The 12,086-nt window shown below is 29.9% G+C and carries 8 protein-coding genes; 6 read left to right on the top strand and 2 right to left on the bottom strand.

Annotated elements, in window-relative coordinates:
* The first annotated feature begins 17 nt into the window (after positions 1 to 17).
* The 3 genes from Q3304_RS15540 to Q3304_RS15530 all read left to right on the top strand — a co-directional run bounded on the left by Q3304_RS15540 (position 18) and on the right by Q3304_RS15530 (position 1,861).
* Positions 18 to 404 carry a VOC family protein gene (locus Q3304_RS15540; protein WP_407814158.1) on the top strand — a complete coding sequence of 129 codons (387 nt, stop codon included), beginning with the start codon at positions 18 to 20 and terminating at the stop codon, positions 402 to 404.
* Positions 405 to 739: 335 nt separating this feature from the next.
* Entirely contained in the window at positions 740 to 1,369 is a 630-nt protein-coding gene (locus Q3304_RS15535; RefSeq protein WP_074179085.1) for a TetR/AcrR family transcriptional regulator, read from the top strand.
* Positions 1,370 to 1,450: 81 nt separating this feature from the next.
* Entirely contained in the window at positions 1,451 to 1,861 is a 411-nt protein-coding gene (locus Q3304_RS15530; RefSeq protein ID WP_407814125.1) for an FMN-binding protein, read from the top strand.
* Between the two features lie 117 nt (positions 1,862 to 1,978).
* On the opposite strand, the gene Q3304_RS15525 is transcribed toward Q3304_RS15530, so the two are convergent.
* A complete protein-coding gene (locus Q3304_RS15525; protein ID WP_219673746.1) occupies positions 1,979 to 2,593 on the bottom strand; it encodes a TetR/AcrR family transcriptional regulator in 615 nt (204 codons plus the stop codon).
* A 337-nt stretch (positions 2,594 to 2,930) separates the two neighbouring features.
* On the opposite strand from Q3304_RS15525, the gene Q3304_RS15520 reads away from it, so the two are divergent.
* From Q3304_RS15520 to Q3304_RS15510, 3 genes are all read left to right on the top strand, one after another.
* Positions 2,931 to 3,575: a nitroreductase family protein gene (locus tag Q3304_RS15520; protein ID WP_407814124.1), complete on the top strand. Its 645-nt coding sequence runs from the start codon at positions 2,931 to 2,933 to the stop codon at positions 3,573 to 3,575.
* A 501-nt stretch (positions 3,576 to 4,076) separates the two neighbouring features.
* Positions 4,077 to 4,472: a DUF6110 family protein gene (locus Q3304_RS15515; protein WP_407814123.1), complete on the top strand. Its 396-nt coding sequence runs from the start codon at positions 4,077 to 4,079 to the stop codon at positions 4,470 to 4,472.
* Between the two features lie 174 nt (positions 4,473 to 4,646).
* Complete coding sequence (locus Q3304_RS15510) at positions 4,647 to 6,746, top strand: heavy metal translocating P-type ATPase (protein WP_407814122.1); 2,100 nt, start codon at positions 4,647 to 4,649, stop codon at positions 6,744 to 6,746.
* 129 nt (positions 6,747 to 6,875) lie between these two features.
* Here Q3304_RS15510 and Q3304_RS15505 read toward each other — a convergent pair whose 3' ends face one another.
* Complete coding sequence (locus Q3304_RS15505; RefSeq protein ID WP_407814121.1) at positions 6,876 to 12,077, bottom strand: hypothetical protein; 5,202 nt, start codon at positions 12,075 to 12,077, stop codon at positions 6,876 to 6,878.
* Positions 12,078 to 12,086: the final 9 nt, after the last annotated feature.

The raw sequence follows: 12,086 nt of genomic DNA, 5'->3' as shown, positions 1-12,086 counted from the left end.
TGTACCAAATAAAGGAGATGTTTACCATATTAACTCCATATTTAACCTTCAATAATACTTGTGAAGAAGCATTTAACTTTTATGCTGAGGTTTTTGGAGGTGGAAAAACTAGGTTTGTACGACTAAACAACAACCCGAACAACCCTATTATACACGCAAGTGTCACTTTCACAAAGTATGATGGCTGTATAATGGGCGTAGATACAGAAGAACCTGTTTTAATTTCTGGCATGGCGATTTGCGTTGTGTTACCATCTCAAGAAGTGATTGAAGAAATATCTGTAAAACTTGCTGAGGGTGGTACGCTTGTGCAAAAATTTTTACCTCACCCACCTCCAGATGAAAATGATGGTGGTGCTGAAGTACTTGATATGTACGGGTATACTTGGTATTTGAGTACATAGACAAAACAAAAAACCTACAACTAATAAATATAATGTAACTCAGACAAATTTAAATTTAATACTTTAATATGAGCCGTTAGTCCAACAATGTTAACGGCTTTTTTCATATTTATAAAAGAAGAAAACAGAATTTTTTTATCAATATTTCATGATATAAAAAAACTCTAAAAACATAAAATAAATTAACACAAATGGCATCAATAATGATAAACCATAAATCATCATTCTTTGGTGCTTTCTATTATGCAATAACTCCCAAATACTGATTGACAAAATAACTAACCCTAACTATAATTAAACTACCAGTTTAATTAATTTTAAGGAAGGATTATATCATGGGAAGAAGAAAAAAAGAACCAAGAAGTGTACATCGTGAAAACATTGCTTCATCAGCCCAAACTTTATTTATGAAAAAAGGGATTGAGGCTACTTCAATGGATGATATTGCAAAAGAAGCTGGCTATAGCAAAGCTACCATATATGTATATTTCAAAAACAAAGAAGAAATTGTAGGTGTACTAGTACTTGAAAGCATGAAAAAACTACATACATACATTACCCACTCTTTAGAAGAACAAGAAAGTACGAGAGCAAGATATGATTTTATCTGCAATTCTCTACTAAGATACCAAGAAGAATTTCCATTTTACTTCAAAATAGCTCTTGACGAAATAAACATTGACTTTGAAAGTACAGACTATTTACCTGAAGAAAAAGAAACTTTCCGTGTTGGTGAGGAAATCAACGATAAAATAAAGCAATTTGTAAGTTATGGTATCCTATCAGGCGAGCTTAGAGACGATATTAAAATTATGCCTACTATTTTTTCATTTTGGGGAATGTTATCTGGTTTGATACAAACAGCAACTAATAAAGAAGCTTATATAAAACAAGAACTCAAACTCTCTAAAGAAGAATTTCTAAAATATGGATTTGACACACTCTATCGCTCTATCTCAAAATAATTCCATCATCAAATAAGTGATTATATATATTAAAAATAAAGAAATACAAATATTTTAACTAAAAAATTGAGAGGTATTAAAATGAAAATTAAAAGTAAAAAAATCATTTATCGTACTATTGTTGTTGTTTTATTGATAGGTTTTATATGTTTTGGAATCTATATGAAACGAGTACATGACTATCAACAGACAGTAAAGAATATGACCTTTGAAAATATAAAGCTTTCTGATGTTAAAGATGGAACTTATATTGGGAATTGCAATGTAAATCTTATCTCTGCTGAGGTAGAAGTTGTTGTAAACAGTGGTAAAATTACAAACATCAATATATTGGAACATAAAAATGAAAGGGGTCAAAAAGCTGAGAAAGTCATTGATGAAGTACTCAATGAGCAAAAAATAGATGTAGATGCTATATCAGGTGCTACGAACTCAAGCAAAGTTATAAAAAAAGCAATAGAAGATGCACTTAAACAAGGGTTAATCAAGTAAGTGCATCTTGTCGTGTATATATACCATATTTCTACAATAGAATCAAAAAATAGAAACTTCTTCACAGTAAACTATATTTTATTGCTTGATATATTTATCTTAATATCTAAAACTTATTTATAAGTCTTTACGAATACCAAGTGCTCTTAATGGACCAAGTAATGACATTCTAGCAAGTATTAGTGCCATTTCTTCAGGAGATTCTTTCATGTCTTTTTCAAGCCAATGTTGAATTACACCTAAGTCTGCTGAAAGTATATATTGTATAAAATATTCTTCTGAAATTACTGCCTCATCTATATTAAAATTTTTAAGCTTTTGTTTCTCAAACAAATTGGTCTCAATAAAGCTTTTTATCTTTCTTTCAAAAGTAGGGTCACCTTTTGGTCCTAAAATAGACTTAATAATCACTGAATTGTCTCTAAAATATTCAAAAATTTTTACCATAAACGGAAGGGGCTCATTTGAAGCATCTATGTTCATCATATTTACTGAATCAAGATGCTTAGTCTCTTCTTCAATTTCCTGTATGATTTCATCTTCAATCTTCTCTAACAAGTCAAACTTGTCGACATAGTGCAGATAAAAAGTTCCTCTATTTATATCTGCCCTTTGAGTTAAGTCAGTAACTGATACATTGTTAAATCCTTTCTCATCTATTAACTCTGCTAAGGCAGACCTAATCATCTTTTTAGTACGTATTGTTCTTCTATCACTAGATGTTTTATTCATGAATTATTTCCTCATTCTATATAAATTTTTTTATTTTAATTAACAATTTTCTGGTAAATGTCCATTACTTAACAGTTTAAATATTATTGTTTATTGTATAAAACAACATAAACATTATAATATACATATAGGCTATTAATCAACAATGTGTTCATAAAAAACAGTAAATTAATTTGGAGAAGGTGTTTAACATGACCAAAAAGTTTACCTTTAATGAATGTATTATAAAATATCCTAAGAATAATATTAATGAATGGAATATATCAAATATCTATTGAATTATGAATTGGATATAAATTTAATAATTTGGTAGATGTATTGATTAGTGGAGGACAAAATGAACAATTTAGACAAAAGCAATGTTAATGAAGTTTTGGATATGCTATTAAGAACTCGAAGATCTGTAAGAAGTTTTACAAAAGAAGTACCCTCAAAAGAACTTGTTGAAGAAATAATTGAAACTGGAAGACTTGCACCTTATGCAATACTTGCAGTAGCAAAACAAACAGATTTCAGACATTTCTTTGTTATTTCAAATAACAGTTTACAAATGGATAAAATAAAAACTATTCTTATTGATGTTATTAAAACTCAAATATCAACCCTTGAGAAGGAAGCCGAGAACAACATCACTCTTCAATCCTTCATTGCTTCTTTAAAGATGCAAGTTAAAAAAGGGGTTCTTGGTATAGGGACAGCACCTTATCTTATTATTGTGGCAGAACGTCGTGGAATACCAGCCATAGAACAAAAATCATTGTCTCATGTGATGCAAAATATGTGGCTTAAATCAACGGCTTTAGGATTAGGTCTTGAACTTGTTAGTGTAATAGGAAGATTAGGCAATAATAAAGATTTCTGCGATATTTTAGGAGTCCCAACAGGCGAATATGGATTTGATGCCTGTGCAATTGGCTTCTCTACAACACATATAACTAAGGAAGGCAGAACTGTTCCTCATTTATCGATAAAATGGTTATAATAAAAATTCTAACATGGTGCTATCCCAGCATAATGTACAGAAAATAAATAAGAAGCTAGAGAATTAAAACATAAATCTCTAGCTTTTTGACGATTGCAAATCCCATACATATGCTAACACTCATACATATGCCAACACTCATATAAATCATTATAAAATTCCACTATAGAAAAATTCTTAATCTCAACACCTTAAACTCTCCTACTACATTCTTTCACAAACCAACCAAATTAATTGATATAAATTATCATTTTCTGTTGAAAATACCATTCGCTCATGCTATACTTAATTTCATAAATGGTAATAAATGTAATATGATTTTAGAAATCTATTAATAACAATTATTATTGAATTTTTAATTTTTGAAATAGATATCAAGAATTTTCTAAAATATAAAATAAATATAGAAAATTGTATCAGCTATATAAGAGTTACTTCAAGCATTTATTACTCTGTACATAAATATAAATAAAATCTAACTAAACGAAAGGATAAGGTAAAATGAATATTTTAAAAATGAAAAAAACAGGGATATTTTTAGGAGGAGTACTTTTTGGTACTTTAGGTGTTAAGATACTTTCAAGCGACTGTGCAAAAAAAACTTGCACTCGTGCAACAGCAGGAGCATTAAAAGTTAAAGACTCTGTACTTGAAACAACTACTAAAATCCAAGAAAACGTAGAAGATATTTTAGCAGAAGCAAAAGAAATCAACGAACAGGAGGAATCATCAACATCTAAGGCAGACGCTATACAAGAAGTCTCTAAATATGAACAAGAAGCTCCTAAAACTGAAGCTATAAAAACTGTAGAAGATACTAATTGTAATAGCATTAAATATGAAGAAATCAAAGAAAATGAAACTGAAGAAAAAAATAGCGCTTGCACAGCAGAATAAATTTAACGATTATTATGATTAATAATATTAGGTACTATAGTTAATTATACCAAGTATTATAATCAATAATATCAAATATCATAGTTAATAGTACCAAGTATTATAATCAATAATATCAAATATCATAGTTAACAGTACCAAGTATTATGATTAATAGTATCAGGAGGAAGTAAATTGAATTTTTATATAAAACATGAAATAAGAGGTCGTATACGCTTTGATTTACAACTTGGTAAATTAAATAGTAAGCAATCAGATACTCTCTTATATTATTTAACTTCTATAAATGGTATTACTAAAGCAAAAGTTTACGATAGAACTGGTGATGCAGTTGTTTATTACACTGGAGAAAGAGAATACATAATAACAGAAATCACTAAGTTTAGTTTTAATAATAGCAAAATAGAAAGTCTAGTCCCTGAACATACTAGCAGAGAATTAAATAATTACTATAGAGATAAATTAGTAAACAAGCTACTTGTTAAGAGTGTCTCTAAAATATTTTTCCCAAAGTCCTTAAGATTTTTTTTAATAGGATTTCACTCTATAAAATATTTTAAAAAAGGTATCTCTTCTCTACTAAATAAAAAAATAGAAATTTCTGTTTTAGATGCCACTGCTATAGGCATTTCTATTTTTAGAAAAGATGTCAATACAGCTGGGTCAGTCATGTTTCTTCTTGGTGTAGGCGAATTACTAGAAGAATGGACCAGAAAAAAATCTATAGACGATTTAGCTCAAAGTATGTCATTGAACATTGAAAAAGTATGGTTAAAAAAAGATGATACCGAAATACTAGTTCCAATTTCAGAAATAAAAGAAGACGACTTAGTCAGTGTAAATATGGGAAATATGATTCCACTCGATGGGGTTATAGTATCAGGAGAAGCAATGGTTAATCAAGCATCACTTACAGGTGAATCTCTTGCAATCAACAAAAGAGAAGGCTCTTACATATATGCTGGAACTGTAATAGAACAAGGCAATATTGTCATGTGTGTCAAAGAAAAAGCTGGTACTACTAGATTTCAAAAAATAGTAACCATGATTGAAGAATCTGAGAAATTAAAATCCTCTGTGGAAAGTAAATTTGAACATCTAGCAGATACATTAGTTCCATACAGTTTTTTAGGAAGCATATTAACCTATGCAATTACTAGAAATCCTATAAAAGCACTCTCTATATTGATGGTAGATTTCTCATGTGCATTAAAACTTTCCATCCCTATTTCTGTACTGTCAGCTATGAGAGAATGTAACAATCACAACATTACTGTAAAGGGTGGAAAATTTCTTGAAGGTGTGGCATCTGCAGATACTATTGTATTTGATAAGACAGGCACACTAACAAAAGCTCAACCGACTGTTTCAGATATAATTACATTCCAAGATTATAATAAGAAAGAAATGTTAAGACTTGCAGCTTGCTTAGAAGAACACTTCCCACACTCTATAGCAAATGCAGTAGTATATGAAGCTGAAAAACAAGGGCTTAGTCACAAAGAGATGCATACAGAGGTAGAATACATTATTGCACATGGTATCTCAACAAAAGTTGATAATAAAAAAGTTATAATAGGTAGCAAACACTTCGTATTTGAAGATGAGAAGTGTACTATTCCAGATGGTGAAGATGATAAGTATAATAATCTATCAGATGAATATTCACACCTATTTATGGCAATATCGGGCAAGTTATCAGCAGTTATTTGCATTAATGACCCTCTAAGAGAAGAAGCAAAATATGTAATTTCAAATTTGAAAGAATATGGAATTAAAAAGATTGTGATGATGACTGGAGATAGTGAAAAAACAGCAAAATCTATAGCAAGTAAAATTGGCGTTGATGAATATTATTCAGAAGTCTTACCAGAAGATAAAGCCAACTTTGTCAAAAATGAAAAACTAAATGGTCGAAAAGTGATTATGATTGGGGATGGAATCAATGATTCCCCTGCTATTTCAGAATCAGATGTCGGAATTGCAATGAGTGAAGGTGCTGAAATAGCAAGAGAGATTTCAGATATTACCATATCAGCAGATAATTTAAATAACTTAATCGTTTTAAAACAGATTAGTGATAAGCTTATGAAGAGAATTGATTTAAGTTCTAAGTTTATTATAGGCTTTAATTTAGGTCTGATTTTACTTGGTGTTGGTGGATTTGTTAGACCAAGTACATCTGCCTTTTTACACAATGCCTCTACTGTTGGAATAAGTTTAAAAAGTATGACAAATTTATTAGAAGACTCTAATTCTTATAACTACAATTAATCCTAATTATATAAAACTCCTTACAAAACATATGTACATATAATAAATTTATAATTCATATTAAAAAAAGCACTTTTAAACAAAATATTTAAAAGTGCTTTTTTAGATTTTTTCATACCTATTTAAAGACTATTCCTCAACTGTATTTTTAACTAATCTCTGTTCATAACATCTTAACTCATTTTGCTTTAAATAATTAAATTCAGACTCTACATAAATACCACACCCTACAAATTCAATCGTCAAGTCAGGTATATTTGCTTTTAATATACTAGTCTGCTCATAAATAATTCTTTCCAACAAATCAGCCTGTAATATTGAGAAATGCTTCATAATCTCTCCATCATTATCTATATCTTTCTTGATTTCAGACCAATTTCTTGCTAAAACACCTTTCAAATCAACATATCCAAGACTTTTCAATATATCTATACTCTCACTCCATGCGTATTTACTAGATTTATTAAAATACGATTCTAGTTTCTTCTTCTGTTCATTCGTCAATAAATCATAAGAAAGTTTCTTATTAAAATGAGACTTCAAAGAAACCTTAGCCATAGAGTATGGGCTTCTCCCAGAATTTAATCCTGCATTCTTGAACTTTTCTATTCCTTTATCTTCTACTGAAGACCATATTGAGTTTATTGAGTCTGAATCATTGTACTTAACATCAAGACCATGTGTGATATCAATATAGTTTTGTGGAAATACATATTGATAATAGACGTCTTTTCTATCATCATATAGTGAAAAATATCCACTATCATATAAACGCATATGCACGTTTACTTTTGCACTATCATCTAAAATATTTCGTCTAAGATTAGGTATATTAGCATAAATAGTTACATATTTCATAGCATCAAAGTTTTGATTTACTGGAATCTCAAAGTTAATTTCCTCCCCAGTCAAAAGCTTCTTCACTTCTTCTTCACTACAAGTATATAAAGAATATGTATTTTCAAATCCTACTTTACTCTTTCCACCTAAACTTCCTACCAATGGTACTTTTAGAATATGATTATCTGTTCTTTGCCATTGATAAGTATCTTGGTCTAGAAAATCTTTAATCTGTCTATTTTGCTCTTTAGCTTGATTTACAACCTCATTTTCATCTTCTGTAATCCCTACATGGCATCTATTTAAGATATTTACTATATTACTTCCAAATGGAAATGTCCACAATTGAAAAGCAGCTGCCTCTAGCTGACACAAGTATCTAACCTGATTTAATTCAATTTGATGAATAAGTTTTTTCTGATATTCATTCATTTGATTACCACTATCCGACATTTGATAAATTAATTCTCCCATTGCAAGGTTATCTTTTTTCTTGTCAATCTTATCAGTAATGATAATCTGAGTTTCCATCATATCTTGTACCTTTTTAAATATTCCAGAAATCTCTGCTGAGTTTTCCATTTTTAGACCTTCAAATTTTGTAATTAACTCAGTTAAAACTTCCTTCATCTTTAACTTACTTATCTCATTTTGGAAAATATCTTGATTTTTAACTGTACTATCAAATTTTTCTACAAATGGCGCAATAGATTCTTTAAAAGTTTTATCTTTAAACTCTACCATCTGAGTATTTAATTCATCCAATTTTTTAATATTATTTTCTTTATCCTTAATTGCATCTTTTACAACCTCTATCTTACTTTCAAAACTAGACTTTACATTAAGACAATTATTAACACCACTAATTGCTGTATTAACAAGAGAACAAGCAGAACTACCAATACTTAAGGCATTTTTAATAGCAGCTGTCTTTTGTTGTCTTTCAACAGCTTGTTTGCTCTTTTCTAGTGCAGCTAATTTATCTTTTTGTTGTTTATTGCTATAATTTGCTTCTAGCATGCCTATTTGTTTCTTCTCAATTTTTGTGTAGATTTCTTTATATTCGTCTTCACTTAATCCATTTCTTGCCGCTTGAATATCACTATCTCTTTCTGCATATGCAGGATTATCTACAGACTTAACTATAATATCTTTAATCTGGTCAAACTTCTCTCTTTTTCCTTCATCAACACCTGCTAAGTTATGTGTCATTTTTTCTAAAACATTCTTTCTATCATCCTTCAATTGAGCTCCAAGAACAACACTAATACCCTCAGAACTTAATTTAAAATCTGAGAACTCAACCATTCTGTTAGTCCAGTTATATTCTTCTTCTTTAGCTGAAAGATTTTCACTCAAAGATTTTGCACTATCAAATGCCCCTAAACAAGCTTGACCAATGCCACTAAATGCTGTTAATAAGCTCAACGCACTCTGTATCCCTGAAAGAATTAACTGTGTTTTCATTTGTTCCTCAAGTTTTTTCTGTTTCTCTTTTAGTTTCTCTATATCTTCTTTTTCATCTTCTTTTATCTTTAGAATCTCTTGAATCAATAGATTCATTTTTGCAGAAACAGAAATCATTTTATTCTCAAGTTCATTTCTTAAAACTTCTATTTGCTGATTTCCAGATTCAATTTGAGTCAGTATACCTTCTTTATATGTGTTGAAATATCCCTCTTTTAATTTGTCCTTCTGCCCTTGTTCCAATTCTTTTAAGGTCTTATCTAGGTAATTTGTTAAAGCACGAATATCGGTAACACGATTTCCTCCAATTTCATTTTCCTCTATCATTTGCACATAGAACGCAGTCTTTTGCTCAAGTGCAAATAAAATCATACTCCATTCACTAAAATTCTGTTTTTCTGCTACAAAAGATTCTATTTTATCAGACTGCATCAATTTATTTATAAGATATTCATAAATCTCTTTTGCCTCTTGATAAAATTCTTTCTTTATATTCATATCTTCTATAGAAAGTGGTTCTTTCTTTTTGCTCTCAAATTTAAAGTACTTTTGAAGTATTTCTTTATTTAACTGCATCTCTACTTTCTCAACGGCATGAAAAATCTCATAAATATGTGAAAGTTCTAAAATATCAGCTTCTAAGATTCCTACAGCACATAACAGTTTAAGGTTTCTATATCCCTTACTTCCAGTAAAACCAAATCTATCAAAGAACTCATAGAAGAACATATCCATTGATAAAGAATACTCTTGCTTTAATAATTCCTTTTCTTTTAGTGCATTTCCAAAACGCCCTTCTTTTCCCTCTGCTCCATCTGAACCTGAATCTTCACGTTTGCTAATTTTCCAATCTTTATGTTTTTCATAAAGAGCATTTAATTTTACTCCATCATCTGCTACCTCTGTTGAGTCTGAGGCGTAACTTAATACATATCTATCAAAATAATAATAGTTTCTATCACTATAATCGCCCCCTTCTCCACGTCTTATTGTTTCTTCATATATTCCTCTAATTCCTCCAAGACCTCCAGAGCCTCCTTTTCCTCCAGAACCTCCTTTTCCTGCTATACCATGATGTCCATCTTTTGTACTTATAGCACCTTTTAGTACAGATGCTTTTCCAAGAAGATAAATCTGTCCAGATTTACTTCCAAGACCAGCATTTCCACCGTCTCCACCTGTACCTCCAATTCCACCTTGTTTTCCTTTTTCTGCTTTTATCACAAAATATTTTGTATCGTTATCGTTAGCAAATTCTTTCAACTCTTTTTCAGAACCTATATTTGCATTTGCTCCAATTTCTCCTGTTATTCCTGTCTCTCCTATTTTTCCATCCTGTCCATTTCCACCTAGTCCACCATCTACATAAAGTTTAAGTTCTCCCTTTTTTTCTATCTCTTTAAAAGATAATAAAATGTCACCTGCAGTTCCTGCATTATTACCATCTCTTCCATTCATTCCATTATAAATAGTGTCTTCTCCAGTCAATTGCTCTGCATCTTTACCAGATACATTAATTGAATGAGTTCCTTCTGGTATACATAATTTTTTTGCTAACAATACAATATTTTTACCTGAGAAAACTTCTTTCTCCATATTACAATCGATTTTTATCTCACAATCTCCATACATATATATAGACGATAAAATATTAAGTTGATAACCAGATATTATTTCAGTTAAATCTGATAAATTCACCTTAGGTATAGGTATATACATGGAAAGTATATTTTCTTTATCATATGATTTTATATATGTACAACTTCTAATCTTATCTCTTCTATATTCTGCATCTTCAAGCTTTTTGGCCTCTTCTTTCTTATTTTCCTCTTCTATTATCCAGTATCTAATATCCCTTAATGCATCTTCTAATGTATTCTTTAGTAATGATTTTAATAGCTCGCTTAAGCCAACAATGTAAGTTTCACTACAATAACTATTTAGTTCTAAGAGAAGGCGTACTTCTTCTAATAGATTAACTTTTTGTAATCCGTCACCATATGAAAGTTCCTGTACAAACTCCATAAGTTCTCTAATATTAGCTACTTTACTACATAGATTTGTATACATACTCTCCAATTGTGATTCTGTATCTTTTAGACTTTTTATAGAAGGTAAAATTGAAATAGAGTCTTCTATACCTTTTTTTACACTTTGTATATAAGGAACTAAAAGTTTTTCTGTCTCATTATATGTTACATCAACAGCTTTTTGTATTTCTATTTTACAAGAAGCAGTAAGCATCAAGCCCATATCTGTCTTTTCAAAATTTCCAGGAAGATTTTTCATTTTATCTAATAATACTTCTGGCTTTTTATCCAGTGGATTACACAGTTTGATAGATATATTGTCTGATAAGATTACATTTAATAGATATACTAGCTCCTTGTAACCATCATAATCTTTCTCTTGACTGTCTAGGTCTTTTTTTACTTTCTTCAATATAGCTCTTATTTTCTCTTCAGTTACTTTATCACTGAGTGACTTAGGTATTTTATTAATAAGGAAGAAAAAATTTTCTTTATACTTTGTATAATCATTAAACATATCTTTTAAGTTTTTAGCTGTTTCTATTAATAGTGTATGTCTAGAATCCAGTAGAGACTGGTAGTCTAAAATAACTACCATTCCTTTCACCTTTGAAGATGTAAAGATAGTTTCTCTTACAAGCATTGCTCCTGCAATCATATATTCTGGTCCACGATTATCAAAAAATCCTGGACAATCACATAATGAAAAGTCTCTATTTGTAACATCTACAACTTCTGGGCATAACGTCTTAGAGTATACACCATTACCAATTTCAACAGCTGAATCTTTTGCAGTAATATATACTTGTCCAGTTTCTGCATCTGTTTTTTCTTCCATTTCACAACCTTTTAAATAATTGATACAAGTACTCTTTCCAACACCTGAAGCACCTAAGAATAATAAAATTGATTTTTCTTTTAAGTTATATTTTTCAAGTGTGTCCCTTCCCTCTTCCAAAAGGTTTACGATTCCACTATAAAGTTTATTTGCCATATATCCATC

It is taken from the genome of Clostridioides sp. GD02377, assembly GCF_045899875.1.
Lineage (GTDB): Bacteria > Bacillota > Clostridia > Peptostreptococcales > Peptostreptococcaceae > Clostridioides > Clostridioides difficile_A.
This window is presented reverse-complemented; position numbering and strand designations above follow the sequence as displayed.

Excerpts from the sequence above, each read along its gene's own strand:
- Q3304_RS15535 (WP_074179085.1), top strand. The coding sequence starts at position 740 with ATGGGAAGAAGAAAAAAAGAACCAAGAAGTGTACATCGTGAAAACATT.
- Q3304_RS15520 (WP_407814124.1), top strand. The coding sequence starts at position 2,931 with ATGAACAATTTAGACAAAAGCAATGTTAATGAAGTTTTGGATATGCTA.
- Q3304_RS15505 (WP_407814121.1), bottom strand. The coding sequence starts at position 12,077 with ATGGCAAATAAACTTTATAGTGGAATCGTAAACCTTTTGGAAGAGGGA.
- Q3304_RS15525 (WP_219673746.1), bottom strand. The coding sequence starts at position 2,593 with ATGAATAAAACATCTAGTGATAGAAGAACAATACGTACTAAAAAGATG.
- Q3304_RS15515 (WP_407814123.1), top strand. The coding sequence starts at position 4,077 with ATGAATATTTTAAAAATGAAAAAAACAGGGATATTTTTAGGAGGAGTA.
- Q3304_RS15540 (WP_407814158.1), top strand. The coding sequence starts at position 18 with ATGTTTACCATATTAACTCCATATTTAACCTTCAATAATACTTGTGAA.
- Q3304_RS15530 (WP_407814125.1), top strand. The coding sequence starts at position 1,451 with ATGAAAATTAAAAGTAAAAAAATCATTTATCGTACTATTGTTGTTGTT.